The following is a 17,917-nucleotide window of genomic DNA, read 5'->3' on the forward strand; positions in this document are numbered from 1 at the left end:
AGAAACTCTCTCTACATTATGGCATTTGCGATGAAAGTAATCTCACAAGTTGAAGCGCAGCGTAAGATTCTGGAAGAAGCGGTCTCGACGGCTCTGGAATTAGCGTCAGGTAAGTCGGATGGCGCGGAAGTCGCTGTTAGCAAGACCACGGGTATTAGCGTCAGCACCCGTTATGGTGAAGTGGAGAACGTAGAATTCAATAGCGATGGTGCGCTGGGGATTACGGTTTATCACCAGAACCGTAAGGGCAGCGCATCCTCCACCGATTTAAGCCCGCAGGCGATTGCCCGTACCGTGCAGGCCGCGCTGGACATCGCTCGTTACACCTCGCCGGACCCATGCGCGGGCGTGGCAGATAAAGAACTGCTGGCCTTTGATGCGCCCGATTTGGACCTGTTCCACCCCGCGGACGTTTCCCCTGACGAAGCTATCGAACTGGCTGCTCGTGCTGAACAGGCGGCGCTGCAGGCTGATAAGCGTATCACCAATACCGAAGGCGGCAGCTTTAACAGCCACTATGGCATCAAAGTGTTTGGCAACAGCCACGGCATGCTGCAGGGCTACTGCTCCACGCGTCATTCCCTTTCCAGCTGCGTGATCGCGGAAGAAAATGGCGATATGGAGCGTGATTACGCTTACACCATTGGCCGGGCGATGGGCGATCTGCAAACGCCGGAATGGGTAGGGGCAGACTGTGCGCGCCGTACCTTATCGCGCCTGTCTCCGCGTAAGCTTTCCACCATGAAAGCGCCGGTTATTTTCGCCAATGAAGTGGCGACCGGACTGTTCGGACACCTGGTCGGCGCGATTGCTGGTGGCTCTGTATATCGCAAATCCACTTTCCTGCTGGACTCGCTGGGCAAACAAATTCTGCCGGAATGGTTGACCATTGAAGAGCATCCCCATCTGCTGAAAGGGCTGGCCTCCTCGCCATTTGACAGCGAAGGCGTACGCACAGAGCGTCGTGACATTATTAAAGACGGCATTTTGACCCAGTGGCTGCTGACCAACTACTCTGCCCGTAAGCTGGGGCTGAAAAGCACCGGTCATGCGGGCGGGATTCACAACTGGCGTATTCCTGGACAAGGTCTAAGCTTCGAGCAGATGCTCAAAGAGATGGGCACGGGCCTGGTGGTGACTGAGCTGATGGGGCAGGGCGTAAGCGGCATTACCGGCGATTACTCGCGCGGTGCGGCGGGCTTCTGGGTCGAAAACGGCGAAATTCAGTATCCGGTGAGTGAAATTACCATCGCCGGTAACTTAAAAGAGATGTGGCGTAATATCGTCACCGTCGGCAACGATATTGAAACGCGCAGTAATATTCAGTGTGGTTCAGTCCTGTTGCCGGAGATGAAGATCGCCGGGCAATAATACCCGTCATACTTCAAGCTGTGGCGTGAATTATTGAGGGCATCTGGCGTTTGTTTATTTTTGAATAATAAAAAAGGAAGTGAGCAATGCGTAAACACCTGTTAGCGATCGTCGCAGCTTCAACGCTGATTCTTGGTTCTTCTGCGTTTGCAGCCGATCTTGAAGACGATATGGGGATCCTCAACGACAACCTGAAAATCGTCGAAAAAACGGATAATGCGACTGAGCTGAAAGACGCGTTAACCAAAATGCGTGCAGCCGCGCTGGACGCGCAAAAGGGAACGCCGCCGAAGCTGGAAAACAAATCCCCGGACAGCCCGGAGATGAAGGATTTCCGCCACGGCTTTGACACGCTGATCGGTCAGATCGACGGCGCATTGAAGCTGGCGAACGAAGGTAAAGTCAAAGAGGCGAAAGCCGTTGCGGAAGACCTGAAAAAAACACGCAACGAAAACCACAAGAAGTTCCGTTAATTTGCTCTATCCGGCCTGCAAATCGTAGGCCGGATAAGACGCCAAAGGCTATCCCCGTCACATTTTTTCAACTTTAGAGTTAGAGAAGTCATTCGCCGAACTGGCTGTTTTCTGCTCATCTCTTGCGATACCCGTCACAGTTTCCCGCCACTAAAGCGCAAATATCGCCTTTTCTGCGGCATTGATCACTATCGCTGCGCCTCTTTCCACTTCGAAGTGGAAAACAACTCGCTACAAACTTTTAACCCCCGCCGCTAATTTACCCTCAGAGCCATTAGTGGGGTAAGACGAGTGAATAACGGAGCTGTAATGAATGACATGGGGGAATCGGTTGAACTGGCCGACCGCATGCTGGCGCAGGTGTATGCCTTGCTGCGTGAACGCCACATTATTCCCAACGCCGTACAGGAACAGATGCTGACGTCGCATGTTCGCGCCATGGCGCACCGCTCGGTAACGGGTGAACCCTTACCAGAAGTCGATGCCAGCTTGTTTGATGAAATATCTGCCGAATCAATGGCGCTTGCCCGCGACGTGGTCGCTGAGTTTGGCAATCTTCCTGAGGAAGAGGCCTGGCTGCTGTCGGTGCACTTCGAAGTCGCGAAAGACAACCTTTAAGGAGCAAAAGATGGATCAAATTACCGTAGTGATTGGCGATCGCCTGGGTAAAGGCCAGAAAGTGGCGGCAGGCGTTGAGAAAGCGGGTGGCCGCGCGGTCGTGGTGCCGGGTGTCGCGGCAGATATGAAGCTGGGCGATGTGATGAAAGCGGAAAACGCCACCTTTGGGATCTCGTTTTGCGGTAGCGGCGGGGCGGGCGCGATTACCGCGCAAACCAAATATGGCTACAAGGCGAAATATGGCATGCGCTCGGTCGATGAAGGGGTAACCGCCATCAACGAAGGCTGCAACGTGTTGGGGTTCGGTTTTATGGACAAAGAAGAACTCGGCGAGCGCCTGGTACAGGCGTGGCAAAAGAAATACGGCGCTTAAGCATGAAAGAGCAATTCACCACCACGGTGAGAGTCACGGGTAAGGGGGAGGCTAAAGCGCGCGCCTTTGCCGACGCCCTGAACCACGTTCAGGCTGCGGTGATGAAAGCGTCCCCGCATATCTTACTGCGTATTGAGCCACAGGATGTGCAGGTTGTTCAAGCGCGTGAAACGGTGCGCAAAGAGGCGTTTTTGTTCCTCTTCCTGCGCCGGGAAAGACGCACCTTCAGCGTGGAGCTGGACGTGACCGTCAACGTGACTGCCATCAATCTCGACAAGGTGGATTTCGTTACGCAACGCTGATCTTTTATTAAAAGGCATAATTATGTTCCTGATAATATTAATAAAATCGCTCATCATCGGCGGCCTGGTTGGCGTCGGTGTCGGCGCTGGGGCTGCACGCATGTTTCATGCGCCGACCACTCAAGGGATGGGCGCGTTTCGTACTCTGGGAGAACTGAATTCCTGTGAAGGGGATCCGGCTTCTCACTTCTCATTCGGTCTGGGCTTTTTCTTTAACGCCTGGGCTTCTTCCGTTGCCGCAGGGGCGTTCACGCAGGACGTCGACCATCGCATCATCCCCAACTGGGGGGCCGCCGCGCTGATGATCAAAAATCGCAACGTTGGTGAAACGCTGCACGATCCTAAGCGCATGGCGATCGCCTGCGGTGTTATCGGCATGATTGTCGTGACCTTCCTGAACCTCACCGCGTCATCCGTACCGGAAGCGCTACAGGTTACTGCCGTTAAGGTGCTGGTGCCCGCGGCAAACCTGCTGGTCAACACCGTGATGCCAGTGATCTTCTGGCTGGCGGCGATCGACGCCGGTAAGAAATCCGGCTTCTGGGCTACCGTTTTTGGCGGCGCGGCGCAGTTAATTATGGGTAACGCCGTCCCGGGTCTGGTTCTGGGCATTTTGATCGGCAAAGGTGTTGAAGAGAGCGGCTGGAACCACGTGACGAAAGTGATGATGGTGGCTATCGTCGCGCTGTTCGTCCTGAGCGGCTTCTTCCGCGGCTTCGACATGAAGATGATCGAATCCTTCCATCTGACCGTGCCTGACTGGTTGGAACTTATCCATAACTCGCTCAGCGGTAAATAACGGAGGCCATCATGGAACAGAATAAAGGTTTTTGGTTCGCCGACTGGTCGTTCCCGATCTTCGTTGGCCTGCTCTCATCCGGCGTATTTGCCGGAACGCACATGTACTACCTGTACGGTATCGGCGCATTCAACGAAGTGGCGTTCGTGGCGATGTTGAAAGCGGGAATGGACACTGGCTCCTACGGGGCGGTAGCGGCATTTGGCGCCAGCTTCCTGTTTGCCCGCATCATTGAAGGTTCGCTGGTGGGGATTCTGGATATCGGCGGGGCGATCCAGACCGGGGTCGGGTTAGGCGTTCCGGCGCTGCTGTTGGGCGCGGGAATTATCTTCCCGGTCGCCAACTTCGCTGCCTCGCTGGTCACCGGTCTGGTGATTGGTCTGGCGATTGGCTACATCATCATTCTGGCGCGTAAGTTCACCATCAATCAGAGCGACTCAACCTACGGAGCGGACGTGATGATGGGGGCCGGTAATGCTTCTGGCCGCTTCCTCGGTCCCTTGATTATCCTCAGTGCGATGACGGCCTCTATTCCGATTGGCGTGGGTTCGCTGCTGGGTGCGCTGCTGTTTTATATCTGGCAAAAACCGATCACCGGCGGGGCGATTCTCGGCGCGATGATCCTCGGTTCCATCTTCCCGATTGCGATTAGCTAACTGTTGATTTGTAGGCCGGATAAGGCGGTTACGCCGCCATCCGGCAAAGGAGAGAACGATGTTTGATTTACTCCTGCGCCATGCGCGTCTGGTCGATGACACGCTGACTAATATTGCCCTTCAGGATGGCAAAATCGCGGCGTTGGGTGACGTTGATGGTCCGGCGCTGAAAACCATTGACCTGCGCGGCGAATGTTACGTTAGCGCGGGTTGGATTGATTCTCACGTTCACTGCTACCCGAAATCGCCGATTTACCACGACGAACCGGACAGCGTGGGTATTGCCACTGGCGTAACCACCGTGGTGGATGCCGGGAGCACTGGCGCTGATGATATTGACGATTTTTACACGCTGACCCGTGGCGCGGCCACCGAGGTTTATGCGCTGCTGAATGTTTCACGCGTTGGGCTTATTGCCCAAAACGAGCTGGCTGACATGGCCAATATTGACGCCGATGCGGTGCGGCTGGCGGTGAAACGTCACCCGGACTTTATCGTCGGCCTGAAGGCGCGCATGAGCAGCAGCGTGGTAGGGGTTAACGGCATCACGCCGCTGGAGCGCGCCAAAGCGATGCAGGCGCAAAACAGCGACCTGCCGCTGATGGTGCACATCGGCAACAACCCGCCAGATCTGGATGAGATCGCCGAACGCCTCACCGCGGGCGACATTATTACCCACTGCTACAACGGTAAGCCGAACCGCATTCTGACGCCGCAAGGTGAGTTGCGGGCGTCAGTGACGCGGGCGATTTCACGCGGCGTGCGTCTGGATGTTGGGCATGGCACCGCCAGCCTGAGCTTTGCGGTGGCAAAACGCGCTATCGGCCTGGGTATTTTGCCGCACACCATCAGCTCCGATATTTACTGTCGCAACCGTATCAGCGGCCCGGTGCATTCCCTGGCGAATGTAATGTCGAAATTCCTCGCCATTGGCATGTCGCTTCCGCAGGTCATTGAATGCGTTACCGCCCATGCTGCCGATGGTCTGCGCCTGAAACAGAAGGGGCGACTGCAGGTCGGTCTGGATGCCGATTTAACCCTCTTTACGCTGAAACGCCAGCCAACCGTGCTGGTAGATGCAGAAAACGACAGCCTGCAGGCTGAACAACTGCTGGTGCCGCTTGCCGCAATACGTGCGGGCAAGGGCTATATGACCGAACAAGGGAGCGCGGAACATGCCTTCGATTTTTGAGAAATACAAATTAAAACAGGTGATTAACACATCAGGTCGCATGACGGCGCTCGGTGTCTCTACGCCGCGACCCGAAGTGGTTGAGGCCGCGATGGCGGGGATGAACCAATACTTTGAGATGAAAGACCTGGTGAATAAAACCGGTGACTACATCGCGAAATTGCTGGAAGTGGAAGGGGCAACCGTTGTCTCCTGCGCTTCGGCCGGGATCGCCCAGTCGGTCGCGGCTGTGCTGGTTAAAGACAGCGACTGGTTGCTGGAGAACCTGCACGTCACGCCCATCGACAACAACGAAATCGTGTTGCCCAGAGGCCACAACGTTAACTTTGGCGCGCCGGTGGGCACCATGGTAGCGCTTGGCGGCGGCAAGGTCGTAGAAGCCGGTTATGCCAATGAATGTTCCGCGGCGCAACTGGCGGCGGCCATCACACCGCGCACCGCGGCCATTCTGTATATCAAATCTCACCACTGCGTACAGAAAAGTATGCTCAGCGTGGAGCAGGCTGCGGTGGTGGCGCGCACGCATAATCTACCGCTGATTGTGGACGCGGCGGCGGAAGAAGATTTGCAGTGCTACTACCGCGTGGGCGCAGATCTCGTTATCTACAGCGGCGCGAAGGCGATTGAGGGGCCAACCAGCGGTCTGGTGATCGGTAAAACTCAATACGTTGAGTGGGTAAAACGTCAAACGGCGGGTATTGGCCGGGCAATGAAGGTGGGTAAAGAGGGAATACTTGGCCTGACCTGCGCTATTGAACTGTACCTCAACGCGCAGAAAGAGAGCGGTGCGGAAATGGTCGAGAAAATGACGCCGTTTATTAATAACTTGAATCAGCTTCACGGCGTAAGCGCCCGCGTGGTGTGGGACAGCGCAGGGCGCGATATCGCACGCACGGAAATTAAATTTGACGAAGCGGTAACCGGGATCGCCACGGGCGAGCTGGTCGACGCGCTGAAGCAAGGGGAGTACGCGATTTACTTCCGCGGTTACAAAGCCAACGAAGGCATTATCGAAGCCGATGTACGCAGCGTTGATCGCGCGCAACTGGAGATTGTGGCCCGTCGAATTGGTGAAGTGATTTCGCAGGAGAAAAAAGCATGAAACTGATCCCTAATTTTTATCGCGACCGCGTCTGCCTGAACGTACTGGCAGGCTCCAAAGAAAATGCCCAGGAGATTTGCGCGGCGGCGGAAGGGCACGTGCTGGTTGGCGTACTGTCAAAAAATTACCCGGATGTCGCAAGCGCGGTAACGGATATGCGTGAATACGCGGCGCTTATCGACAATGCGCTCTCCGTGGGGCTGGGGGCGGGCGATCCTAACCAGTCGGCGATGGTCAGTGAAATTTCCCGTCAGGTGCAGCCACAGCATGTTAATCAGGTCTTTACCGGCGTGGCGACCAGTCGCGCGCTGCTGGGCCAGCAGGACACGGTGGTCAACGGTCTGGTTTCGCCAACCGGTACGCCGGGACTGGTAAAGATATCCACCGGTCCGCTAAGCAGCAAAGCGCCGGACGGCATTGTGCCGGTAGAAACCGCCATTGCGCTGCTCAAAGATATGGGCGGTAGCTCAATTAAATACTTCCCAATGGGCGGCCTGCAATGCCGTGACGAGTACATCGCGGTCGCCCGGGCCTGCGCGCGTCATGACTTCTGGCTGGAGCCAACGGGGGGGATCGATCTGGATAATTTCAGTGAAATCCTGCAGATCGCCCTCGATGTCGGCGTGAGCAAAATCATTCCTCACATCTATAGTTCGATTATTGATAAGGTGAGTGGTAACACCCGTCCGGACGACGTACGCCAACTGATGGCGATGACCCGGGCCTGCGTAGGCTAATTGACAGATGAGGAAACTGACGTGCGATTCCCCAACCAACGTTTAGCGCAGCTATTTGGCATGTTGCAAAACGAAGCGCTTCCACAGGACGAGCTGGCGCAGCGGTTGTCGGTTTCCACACGCACTGTACGGGCGGACATCACCGCGCTAAACGCGCTGCTCTCCCAGTATGGCGCGCAGTTTGTCCTCAGCCGGGGTAACGGTTATCAGCTCAAAATTGACGATCCGGCAAGTTTTCATACCCTGCAGACGCAGCAGCCCGACTCGTTGCTGCGTATCCCACGCACCAGCCAGGAACGGGTTCACTGGCTGGTGGTTCGCTTTCTGACCTCGGCCTTTTCACTGAAGCTGGAAGATTTGGCTGATGAATGGTTTATCAGTCGCGCGACGCTGCAAAACGATATGGCAGAGGTGCGCGAGCATCTGCAACGTTATCATCTGACGCTGGAAACGCGCCCGCGACACGGCATGAAGCTGTTCGGCAGCGAGATGGCGATCCGCGCCTGTTTGACCGATCTGCTGTGGATGCTGGCACAGCAGGATCCGCAGCACCCATTGGTGACGGAAGAAGCATTGAATGCCGGGCTTCCTGAGCGGCTGCAACCCGTTTTGCAGGACATTTTCGCCCGTTTTCATATCCGCCTGACCGATGAGGGCGAGCTGTTTTTGCGCTTGTACTGCGCGGTGGCGGTACGGCGGATTAGCGAAGGGTATCCGCTACCGGAATTTGCCGCAGAAGAAGCCGAGCAATCTGTATGCCTGGCCACACGGGAAATCGCGGCGGTATTGCATCGGTTGGCGGATAAACCGCTCTCCATTTCTGAAGAGAACTGGCTGCAGGTGCATATTGCTGCTCGCCAGGTTCAGGAGATCGCTCCCAGTGCCATCAATGCGGATGATGATGAAGCGCTGGTCAATTACATCCTGCGGTTTATCAACAGCCAGTACAACTACAACCTGTTGAATGACAAGCAGTTACATGCCGACCTGCTGACGCATATTAAAACGATGATCACCCGGGTGCGTTACCAGATAATGATCCCCAATCCGCTACTGGAAAATATTAAACAACACTATCCGATGGCATGGGATATGACGCTGGCCGCCGTCTCGGGATGGGGCAAATATACGCCGTACACCATCAGTGAAAATGAGATTGGTTTCCTTGTCCTGCATATCGGCGTTGGCCTGGAACGTAGTTACAACATTGGTTATCAAAGGCAACCGAAAGTTCTGCTGGTATGCGATGCCGGAAATGCGATGGCACGGATGATTGAAGCGGTGTTGGCGCGTAAGTATCCGCAGATAGACATCGTCGATACCGTGACGCTACGCGACTACGAACAGCGGGAAAGCATCAGCGAAGACTTCGTGATTTCGACCGCGCGGCTCGGAGAAAAAGATAAGCCTGTGGTGATGATTGCGCCGTTCCCTACCGATTATCAACTGGAGCAGATTGGCAAACTGGTGCTGGTCGACAGAACCCGTCCGTGGATGCTGAACAAATTTTTCGATGCCGCCCATTTCCGCGTTATCGATGGCCCAATGGATCAACAAACGTTGTTCAATACACTATGCCGTCAGCTGCAGGATGAAGGCTTTGTCGATGCGGAGTTTCTTGATTCGGTTGTCGAGCGTGAGGCCATCGTCAGCACTATGCTGGGTGACGGCATCGCCCTGCCGCACTCCCTCGGTCTGTTGGCAAAGAAAACGGTGGTCTACACCATTCTTGCCCCGCAGGGTATTGCCTGGGGCGATGAAACGGCGCACGTGATCTTCCTGCTCGCTATCAGTAAAAGCGAGTATGAAGAAGCAATGGCGATTTATGATATTTTCGTCACTTTCCTGCGCGAGCGGGCCATGACGCGACTCTGCGCGTGCCGGAATTTCACCGAGTTCAAAACGGTCGCCATGGCGTGCGTGAGTCGCTTTTAAAGACGCTGCGATTATCCTGCAGCGTCGTCTCCTGCAATCGTTCCCCCCTTAATTTCAAGGGCATCACATCACGGCACAACGGTCATTACCTGGCCGGGGAAGCTAATCTGGATCACGCCGCCCCACATGCAGATCAGCTTTGACTGGGCGGTGAGTGCGGGCATATTTCCCACTAATACCGTGGGTGAGCCCGGCGCCCAGGGGGCCGGTGTGGCGGGGATACACGGCATTGGCGTTAGCACGCCGAGCGCCGCCGCGGTTGCGGCTGCAACGGTCGGGTTAGCGATGCTGTTGCACATCCCGAACGGCAGAATGTTTACAAACGGTTTGTTATCCATAATATTCGCCATCGGCAGGTTGTTGACGATGGTTCGGCTGGTGGGCAACACGTTCAGTGTAGCTGGCGCAATGCCAAACGAGCATTGCAGCATCGCGCCAGTACATACGGCAGGACAACTCATGGCAGTACCCCCAATTGTTTCCACAGTCGGCGAGCGGACTCATCGCTGCTAATCAGTTCATTGAGCAATTCAGGTAGCGGCGTATTCCCCCAGGCAAAGGCGCGATAGAGCAGATAAGGCACCGGGCTGTGTGGTTCAGTACGCGCCAGGTAATCCGCGACCTCTTTAATCATCCGATACGCTTCCCCGCGGTGGGCAAATGCAACGGGATTACCGGGCACTGGTGCCGCTTCTTGTACGACAGGCTGTGAGGGGGCTGGCAAGTTAGCCCCCAATGCTTGCAGGCAGGTTTTAATTTTTTGTTCCAGCGGATTGAAAGACGGTGCGGATGCTGCGGGCCAGCCCTGACATACGGTATTAAGCCGCGTAAGCCATTCAAGACTTGCTGTTAGCGCCGTAACGATCGACTCTTCCGCCCCAGGTAGGGGAACGTCTGATAATTTTCCCTGCTGCCACTGTGATAAGGAGATATGCTCTCCATTCGCTATAAATAGCGGAGCTTCGGCGACCAGAACGGCGTAATGCTGCGCCATCCAGCAAAGTGGGGCGGCGCGATAATCATAGTCGCCCTCTTTGATTTTTGGGTGCAATTCCTCTGGATAACGCTCCAGCGCCAGCGTGGCCAATGCCAGCGCATCGGGCAAAGACGTTAAGCCTTGTGACCGAATCCATGCCTCACCCAGCCAGCTCATAATCACCAGATCCTTGCTGAGCGTTTTTGTCAGCGACGTGGCGATCTGTGCGACGGCGTCCCAGTCAGCGCGTCGCGGCGTGCTTTGCCAGACGCCCGTGGGCAGCGTTTCGTCATCCTGCTGGCGAGCGGCGACCAGTCGGTCGAACTCTGGTGAATAGCGGATCGCGTCTCCGCACGGTTTATCCGCCTGAATAGGCGTCAGTAATGTCTGAATATGTTCCATCATTTTCCTTGTGATAATCCCTGTTCGGTAAGCGGTACCCACGGTAGCGGCGCTTTGCCCTGTGCATCCAACAGCGCGATCTGCCAAAAGACGGTGGTTTGTGACTGTTGCTGACCATCTCCCACAGGAAGCGAAAAGCGTAATGGCAGCGGTTGCGCCAGCGCGCCGCCGACGCGCTGTTGTTTGATCATCCTCAGCAGTGACCATGCCCCCTGCCAACGCCAGCGACCAGTATCACCGCTTACCGTTACACCTGTCTGTGACAGACCTGGCATTGGTCGCCAGGCGGAGTTAGTTGCCCAGCGTAGACTAAAGTTCAGGCTGTCTCCGCTACGCCAGTGCAGATCCGTCGTGCCGCCGGGGTAGCTTATTGCCTGTTGATTGCCGGTAAGCCGCCAGTCGGCAATTTGGTCAGCGCCGAACTCGCGGTGACGAGAGGTGCGCCAGATAACGCGTAACGTAACCCCTTCCGGACTGACCAGCGCGGAAAGTAATGGCTGCGCCGCCGCCAGTTGTTGAATCAATGGCGGCTGCGCAGAGAGCGTTTCTGGAGGGAGCTGCGCGAGTAAAGTCGTGAGTTCGCGAACCCGATCGACATCGGCATCCGGTGCCTGTGGCGCGGCGGTAAAGGGGAAATGCCCCGCCAGCCAGACGTTGTACAGTGTGAAGATTTGCCCCACCGCGCCTATGCTCGCCTGCTGGCGTAGCTGCTGGCATGTTTGCTGCGATGCATTTACCAGCGCGTTCAGCGATTGGCTGTAAAAATCGTTACCGCCGGAAGTGGTGAACTGCGCCAGCTCGCTCTGACAATTCTGAGCGGAAAGCGTGGGCAGCGCGGCGGCAAGCGTGGTCATTTGCATCGGCGGGCTGCCAGGATCCTGTTGTTGCAGCCGCTGCATTGTGGCCAGTGAACTGCTCCAGCGGACGATAAGCTGGTTTTCCGTCGTGGTAAGCCATGGACGCTGTTTGTCGAGCCAGTCGATATCCTGCTGATAGCGGGTCAATGCGCCGGAGATTTGCGCGGCTTGCGCGTTGGCCCAACCGGCAATCTTCTGCCCGCTGACCTGCGCCTGCTCTGCCGTGGCGTAATTCACGGCGGGAGGGGCGATCGCCGGCAGTAACGCGCCGCCGTCCTGGCGCACGCGGGCAATCACCTGGGCTGCGGCCTGCTGACGTAATGCGATGGCAAACTGAGGACGATTAAGCTGGTTGAATGCGTCAATGAGTTGATCCGTGCTAGCCGTACTGAGATTGCTATGGTCAGGTGACTCGGCAGCCCCCGTGTACAGTGCCTGAAGCATGGCGTTTTCAACTGCTTGCCGGGCCAGCATAGTGAGTTTGGGACGCCAGATACTGTCCGGAAGTTGTTGTATAAAACGCTCATATCCGCCAAACAGCGCCAGTGCCTGCTGGAGTTGTAGATTCCCGGGATAACCTGCTGTTCTGTCGGTCGGCAGGCTCGCCCCACGCTGCCAAAACGGTTGATTGAGCAGATCGCGCAGGCTTTTTTGCAGCGCGACAACATCCGGTGACACGCTGAACTCGCCTTCCGGCGACTGCTCGGTTAGTGAGGAGAAATGCAGACGGGAACCATCGACCTGTGCCAGAAAGCGTTGGCGCAATAAGGCTTCATGACGTAAAACTTCTTGAATCACATCATTGTCGATCAGTCGGAGCGTGCGTGCCTGGGTGAGGAGCTCATCCAACGGCAGCCGAATAGGTGAGTGAGTCGCATCGCGGCTAAGATTATTAATCGTAGTTAGCGTGGCCTGTAAACGGCTGACCTGACGGATTAAGGAACGCACAAATAGCGGAGTAACCCGTGAGTCATTGCTGAATAACGTCAGTAACTGTTCGAGCTGCTCTTCGTTGTTATCCAGACTGGTGTTGCCATAATTCTGCTCCAGCCAGCGCATCGTTTCGCGAGAAAAATACTCGCTGTTTCGCTGCGTTATTTCACTGGCGTCAGGCAACTTGAGGCGTGAAAGGTTGAGGGTGGCAATCATCCCATTCAGACGATCCTGCGACGGTAGCGATTCTGTATCTACGGTCACGCCCCAGATGCTGGCGCTGACGTTTGCCAGCGTCTGTATAGTGGGTTGCTTCACCTGCATTAATTGCAGTAATGGTAAATAACGCGACTCCATTTGCTTTGCCTGGCTAAGCAGGTGCTGAATCTGGCGGTAACGCTCCTCGGGCAGTAGCTCCTCCTGCTCTGACATCTTCTCACTTTGACTTTGCAGACAGATGCTGTTGGTCGCAGGTAATAACAGGCTGGCTAACGTGGCGTTATTAAAGGTGTCCCGTAATTTTGTGTCGGTATGGCTGAACAAGGAACCGGGCCAGACAACAGATCGAAACTGCCACTGTGGAATACCGTTAAGCACTCGCCAGTACAGTGCGGTGGATCGTTCGCCTGCGTTATTGGCGCGCAGGGTTTGTGTGGCCAGCACTTGCAGACGATCGTGTAGTAAAACGGCGTTGGTATGTTGGTATTGCCAGCTCCAGATCATTGCCGCCAGCCAGATAACACAAAGACAGCTATAACAGGCGAGGGTAATGAAATGGCGGCGCAGATTCAGGCGCAGCAGGCGGCGGACCGGGAGCGCCAGACCACGCTCGGCGGCAATTTTGCCGCTCAGTAGCGTCTGGCAAAACTGCATCCGTGGTTTATCATGGGTTAGCGTACGGGCGACAAACCAGATCCCACGCAATAGTGGAGGTTCATCGCGGGCGTTGCTGTTAAACAGAGAATCGAAATAATCATGCAGCGGGGCGGCTAGCGGCAGGAGGTTTTCCGGCAGACGAAACAGATCTTCCGGCGTATTTCCCCGCAGCGCGCCGAGTTCCGTGATGAGCATGCGCAGTGAGCTTCGGGTATTGTCCAGCGCGCTGTCTATCCACTGTGGCTTCCAGATGGCCTCTCTGGCGACCGGGATGGCGCTGCCGATGGGGCTGTGACGAGCCTCCTCCGGCAACATGGCTAATAAAGACGAAGCCCCTTCCAGTGCTTCTACACCGCTTATCAGCAGGTAGACTGGTAAACTCAACCCACATACTTGCTGTAGCTGTTGGCAGTTGTTCAGTAGGCTGGCGCGAGCGGCCTCATCGCCCTGCAGTGCATCCAGCGACAGGGTGATAATCAGCGCGTCCAGTGGACGCTGCGGACGACTTTTCACCAATGCCGCGAGCATTTTTTGCCAGTCATTCTGGCGAATAAGCCGTTTTTTCGCGGCAGTTTGCAACGTTTGCGGCAGACACAAAACACTACACTGAGGGTTAAACCACCATTGCCCGAACCAATACTCCTGGCCGTCGGTGAGTGACCAACTGCGACAAAGCAGACGGTTATCCTCTTCGTCGCCCAGCATCAGTATGCGCATACTGTCGTAAGGATCCTGACCGCCGCAGGCGCGCTGGATCTCTTTTTGCGCACGGATGAACGTATCGTTGCGGTATTCCCACTGCCACCAGACGCACCAGAGGGTAATCGCCAGCAGCACCAGCACAATAATCAGCAGAGTCAGCCAGTGTTGCATCACCTGGAATCTCCCTGGCAGGACTGGATCACCGGGAAATCAGGCAACGTATTCACGCCGATAGCATCTTCAATACTTAGCCACAATCGTTGGCTTAACAGCAGCAGAGCGAGCAGTATGATGAGGGCAATCAGGTGCAGACGTGAGTTGTCAGGCAGGCGACGGTGCGCCGGAAGCTGTAATGGCGTTCCCAGTGCTGCAGATTCCATTCGCTGGGCAATATCGCTGAACCTGGCGTCATGCTGGAAAGCAAAATGCCATAGCAGTTGACAGGTTTCCTGGTGGGTCTGTGGATCAAAATCGTCACGCCGGGAACCGAACCCCAGCGTCAGGCAACGTAAATAAAGCGCGGCTAAATCGCGCTGTCCGGGGCTGCGCTCATTGAGTAACGCGGTGATCTTATGAGGGATCAGATCGCCGGCGCTATGGGTCTGCCACAAATGGTACTCCAGCGGGCAACTCTGCCAGAGTGAGAGGGCTGGCCAGTCGCCATAGAGTACAGATTCATCAATCAGCGCGACCAGGGCGTAAACCGCGTCATCAATCTGCTGCTGAAAGGGGGTACCCAATTCACGGATTAGACGTCGGTTATACTCTGCCACCGCCTGACTGGCGTACTCAAAAGCCTCCGTGTGCAATTCATCAGGCGGCAGCGTGGTGCTTTTCCAGCGTTCAAACTGCGCCAGCCAGCGAGAGAAGACGTCATCAAACAGACGGCAGGCAGGCATATCAGGATTCGTAGGCGTCATGGCGATCCTCCTGACGGTAAAGCATGATCCGCTGCGGCATGTCATCGGTTTCATGCAGCGGAGCAATGACCAGCGGCGTCTCTTTTTCAAACCACTGGGTGGTAAGCGTTAACGTGAACAGGGCGATACTGCTGTCGACTTCCCAGTCGCCGTGCTGTTCGACGGACAGTGGAGTGAGTGTCATCCCATGCATTCGCTGACGACGCAAAACGGCCAAAAACGGTTGGCTGGCGATAAGGCTCTTTTGTAACCAGCTTTCTGCTCTGGAGGTGCTGCCAGCAGGCATCAGCAGACCAATCACCACCTGTTCTCCGGCATGGATATTCGCGGGGAGCTGAAGCGAAAACATGTTATCCAGTTTGCTGAAGTTGATCCGTTGATAGCGGCGATGAATATGCGCCAATTGATTTTTCAACATGGTGAAAAGGGAGGCGAATGCCGGCTGCATGTTTTGATAATCGAAGGTCGGCAGCAAGGGCAGGGTTTTATCCTGGGTCAGAATTGCCGTCTGCCCGAGAAATAAACACAGCGCGCGGTAAAGATCCTCAGGGTGTGGACGCCCACCGTTAATCAGGCTTTCCAGCAGCGGTAAAGCCCCTTGAATACTTTGTAACGACAGCGTTAGCCATAGCCAGTCATTGGTGCGTTGGCTCTGTTGCGCCAACTGCATTTCCCGGCTTAAAAACAGAATTTTTTCTCTTGCCTGTAAGCAGAGTTGTCGCGTGTTGCGGGAAAGATAGCTCTCTTCACTGACGCTGGGCGAGGGCGGAAACCAGTCGCTCTGACGAAATCCTGCTTCGGTATACACTATCTGAAGTAGCGGCAGACAGATTAAATCGGCGCGTTCATGCTGACAAACCAGGCGTGGTGCGGGCTGCCACAGCGAAATACTTTCAGGAAATTCTCCGCTGCTCAGATCCGGCATTGGGGCGCTGTTCGTTGAGCGATAGCGGTCATTCATCAACTGCCACTGTCCGGCGCGGTTTAGCGGCGGCAGCGCCAGCCAGAGAATATGTTCACTGTCCGGCGCGGCGGGGAGCAGATGTTGGCAGTCGAACTCCAGCGGCGAGTCGCGGCTGATATCGTACTCTACCGGCGTGCCGTCGGGCATGATTGCCTCAAGACGTAGGATACGCAGCATACCGGCACACAGTGCGGCTTCGTCGATATGTAGGTGGTTCACGCCCCAGAATCCGGGATTGGCGCACCGCGCCAGCATGGCGGGAAGCATTTCATTGCGCAGCGCCTGTAACTGGAAATGTTGCGGCAACATCGCCATCCCTTCGTACCAGCAGACCATTGCCGGAATCGTGCTCATAGTATCTTCCTTGTTCAGGGCGCCAGAATTGCCTCATCCGTCATCAGTAGCAGATGCAGTGAACTGACTTTATCCAGCCGGAGCCGGTGATCGCCTTCACTGCGATAACGCGCAAACAGTAGTGTTGCTTCTGTCGTAACGCCCTGCAGGGGATTTTCTTGCGCAACAAAACGTGAACCTGGCACCAGCTCCAGAGACCAGACGCGAAATCCGTCAGGGTTATCACGCAATAATTGTGATTTGGCATTAAACCACTGTGTCGCGGAGAGTGACTGGACGGTGGGTAACAGCGCGCTATCGGTAATAGCGACAATATCCACTGCTACCGGTGCGTTATCATTGGCATCCGGAACTGTTTCAATAATTACATCATTAAATGCCACACGGTTTTGCCACAATGAACAGCCGCTATTCAGTAACGTTAAGGTACTGAATAATATTAATATGGCCGAATGGCATATGCCGCTTTTCATATAAAGTCCTTTTATATTGTTATAAGAACGGTAATTAATGGTTGAGGTTTGTTTTTTGATTTAAATCATTATTCAGCGCGGATTATAAAATAAAAAACGTTTTACTTGATTTATTCACATGGTGAATTAGTTTTGTTGAAAATATCATTTCAGTGATTATTTATTTTTATCTTATTGATTTTAATTGGTTATTTAATTGCTTTTGATTTTTATCAAAGCGGCGATCCTGGTGTAAAAACTGAAAAATTAAGTTGATATTTATTTTTTGTTGTGTTTTTTATATTGCATGTAGTTATTCAGAAAAATCTATTTTCGAATAATGGTGCGGCAAAAATAGCACCAGGGATACTATTGCAATAAAAAGGATTAAATATGGCAGAGAGCATTCAGCATAAACTCAACCGTATTAGGCCGCCGCGCGTGCAAATAACCTATGACGTGGAAACTGGTGGCGCGATTGAGAAAAAAGAACTTCCTTTGGTTGTTGGTATTTTAGCGGATCTATCCGGGCATCCGGCATCTCCACCGGCCAAATTACGTGAGCGCCGTTTTGTTGAAATCGATCGTGATAATTTCGACGATGTACTCTCTTCTGCCTCGCCTCGTCTGGCGATACAGGTTGAAAATCGTCTGGCTAATGATGGCAGTAAACTGAACGTAGAACTCCACTTCAACGAATTCGACGACTTTTCTCCTCTCAATATCATTAATCAGGTTAAACCCCTCCAACGTCTTTTTCTTGCCCGTCAACGCTTACGCGACCTGCTGACCAAACTGGATGGTAACGACGATCTGGATACGTTGTTGCAGCAGGTAGTCAATGACAACGCTGAGCTTCAGGCGTTAAGACCCATTGCTGAAGAAAAACCGACTGACAACGCGTAACTAAAAAGGGGAAGAAC

At 54.7% G+C, this 17,917-nt stretch carries 18 protein-coding genes; 12 read left to right on the forward strand and 6 right to left on the reverse strand.

Annotated elements, in window-relative coordinates; all coding sequences use genetic code 11:
* Positions 1 to 18 precede the first annotated feature (18 nt).
* The 11 genes from pmbA (at position 19) to FOB24_RS04235 (ending at position 9,558) form a co-directional block, all read left to right on the forward strand.
* Positions 19 to 1,371 (forward strand): metalloprotease PmbA, encoded by a 1,353-nt coding sequence (gene pmbA, locus FOB24_RS04185; protein ID WP_038636641.1) that lies wholly within the window; start codon positions 19 to 21, stop codon positions 1,369 to 1,371.
* An 86-nt stretch (positions 1,372 to 1,457) separates the two neighbouring features.
* Positions 1,458 to 1,844 (forward strand): cytochrome b562, encoded by a 387-nt coding sequence (cybC, locus tag FOB24_RS04190; protein WP_038636643.1) that lies wholly within the window; start codon positions 1,458 to 1,460, stop codon positions 1,842 to 1,844.
* A gap of 309 nt (positions 1,845 to 2,153) precedes the next feature.
* Entirely contained in the window at positions 2,154 to 2,462 is a 309-nt protein-coding gene (locus tag FOB24_RS04195) for a PRD domain-containing protein (protein ID WP_016151467.1), read from the forward strand.
* Positions 2,463 to 2,472: 10 nt separating this feature from the next.
* Positions 2,473 to 2,835, forward strand: a complete 363-nt coding sequence (locus FOB24_RS04200; RefSeq protein WP_038636646.1) for an SFCGS family glycine-rich protein — start codon at positions 2,473 to 2,475, stop codon at positions 2,833 to 2,835.
* 2 nt (positions 2,836 to 2,837) lie between these two features.
* Positions 2,838 to 3,137, forward strand: coding sequence for a DUF4312 family protein (locus FOB24_RS04205; RefSeq protein ID WP_038636649.1), 300 nt, complete (start codon positions 2,838 to 2,840; stop codon positions 3,135 to 3,137).
* A 22-nt stretch (positions 3,138 to 3,159) separates the two neighbouring features.
* Complete coding sequence (locus FOB24_RS04210) at positions 3,160 to 3,936, forward strand: DUF4311 domain-containing protein (protein WP_006686375.1); 777 nt, start codon at positions 3,160 to 3,162, stop codon at positions 3,934 to 3,936.
* 11 nt (positions 3,937 to 3,947) lie between these two features.
* Positions 3,948 to 4,592, forward strand: coding sequence for a DUF4310 family protein (locus tag FOB24_RS04215; RefSeq protein WP_038636652.1), 645 nt, complete (start codon positions 3,948 to 3,950; stop codon positions 4,590 to 4,592).
* 58 nt (positions 4,593 to 4,650) lie between these two features.
* Positions 4,651 to 5,784: an amidohydrolase/deacetylase family metallohydrolase gene (locus FOB24_RS04220; protein ID WP_150344539.1), complete on the forward strand. Its 1,134-nt coding sequence runs from the start codon at positions 4,651 to 4,653 to the stop codon at positions 5,782 to 5,784.
* On the forward strand, positions 5,768 to 6,886 hold the full coding sequence (locus tag FOB24_RS04225; protein WP_061382749.1) for a DgaE family pyridoxal phosphate-dependent ammonia lyase: 1,119 nt from the start codon (positions 5,768 to 5,770) through the stop codon (positions 6,884 to 6,886). The genes FOB24_RS04220 and FOB24_RS04225 overlap by 17 nt, the downstream gene beginning before the upstream one ends.
* Positions 6,883 to 7,623 (forward strand): 2-dehydro-3-deoxy-phosphogluconate aldolase, encoded by a 741-nt coding sequence (gene dagF, locus FOB24_RS04230; protein WP_150344540.1) that lies wholly within the window; start codon positions 6,883 to 6,885, stop codon positions 7,621 to 7,623. Before FOB24_RS04225 ends, dagF begins: the two co-directional genes overlap by 4 nt.
* A gap of 21 nt (positions 7,624 to 7,644) precedes the next feature.
* Positions 7,645 to 9,558, forward strand: a complete 1,914-nt coding sequence (locus FOB24_RS04235; protein WP_150344541.1) for a BglG family transcription antiterminator — start codon at positions 7,645 to 7,647, stop codon at positions 9,556 to 9,558.
* Positions 9,559 to 9,626: 68 nt separating this feature from the next.
* Here the strand turns inward: FOB24_RS04235 and FOB24_RS04240 are convergent, their stop codons facing one another.
* The 6 genes from FOB24_RS04240 to FOB24_RS04265 are packed head-to-tail and all read right to left on the reverse strand — an operon-like array spanning position 9,627 to position 17,015.
* Positions 9,627 to 10,019 (reverse strand): DUF4280 domain-containing protein, encoded by a 393-nt coding sequence (locus tag FOB24_RS04240; RefSeq protein WP_085048426.1) that lies wholly within the window; start codon positions 10,017 to 10,019, stop codon positions 9,627 to 9,629.
* Positions 10,016 to 10,939 (reverse strand): type VI secretion system protein TssA, encoded by a 924-nt coding sequence (locus FOB24_RS04245; protein ID WP_223851230.1) that lies wholly within the window; start codon positions 10,937 to 10,939, stop codon positions 10,016 to 10,018. The genes FOB24_RS04240 and FOB24_RS04245 overlap by 4 nt, the downstream gene beginning before the upstream one ends.
* The gene (locus FOB24_RS04250) at positions 10,936 to 14,475 is read right to left on the reverse strand and encodes a type VI secretion system protein (RefSeq protein WP_223851231.1); all 3,540 of its coding nucleotides are present in this window, start codon (positions 14,473 to 14,475) and stop codon (positions 10,936 to 10,938) included. The genes FOB24_RS04245 and FOB24_RS04250 overlap by 4 nt, the downstream gene beginning before the upstream one ends.
* A complete protein-coding gene (locus tag FOB24_RS04255) occupies positions 14,475 to 15,224 on the reverse strand; it encodes a DotU family type IV/VI secretion system protein (protein ID WP_150344543.1) in 750 nt (249 codons plus the stop codon). The genes FOB24_RS04250 and FOB24_RS04255 overlap by 1 nt, the downstream gene beginning before the upstream one ends.
* Complete coding sequence (gene tssK, locus FOB24_RS04260) at positions 15,205 to 16,542, reverse strand: type VI secretion system baseplate subunit TssK (RefSeq protein ID WP_150344544.1); 1,338 nt, start codon at positions 16,540 to 16,542, stop codon at positions 15,205 to 15,207. The genes FOB24_RS04255 and tssK overlap by 20 nt, the downstream gene beginning before the upstream one ends.
* 14 nt (positions 16,543 to 16,556) lie before the next feature.
* A complete protein-coding gene (locus tag FOB24_RS04265; protein WP_038636684.1) occupies positions 16,557 to 17,015 on the reverse strand; it encodes a hypothetical protein in 459 nt (152 codons plus the stop codon).
* Between the two features lie 372 nt (positions 17,016 to 17,387).
* On the opposite strand from FOB24_RS04265, the gene tssB reads away from it, so the two are divergent.
* Positions 17,388 to 17,900 carry a type VI secretion system contractile sheath small subunit gene (gene tssB / locus FOB24_RS04270; RefSeq protein ID WP_038636686.1) on the forward strand — a complete coding sequence of 171 codons (513 nt, stop codon included), beginning with the start codon at positions 17,388 to 17,390 and terminating at the stop codon, positions 17,898 to 17,900.
* Positions 17,901 to 17,917: the final 17 nt, after the last annotated feature.

The sequence above is a fragment of the Citrobacter werkmanii genome, from assembly GCF_008693645.1.
Lineage (GTDB): Bacteria > Pseudomonadota > Gammaproteobacteria > Enterobacterales > Enterobacteriaceae > Citrobacter > Citrobacter werkmanii.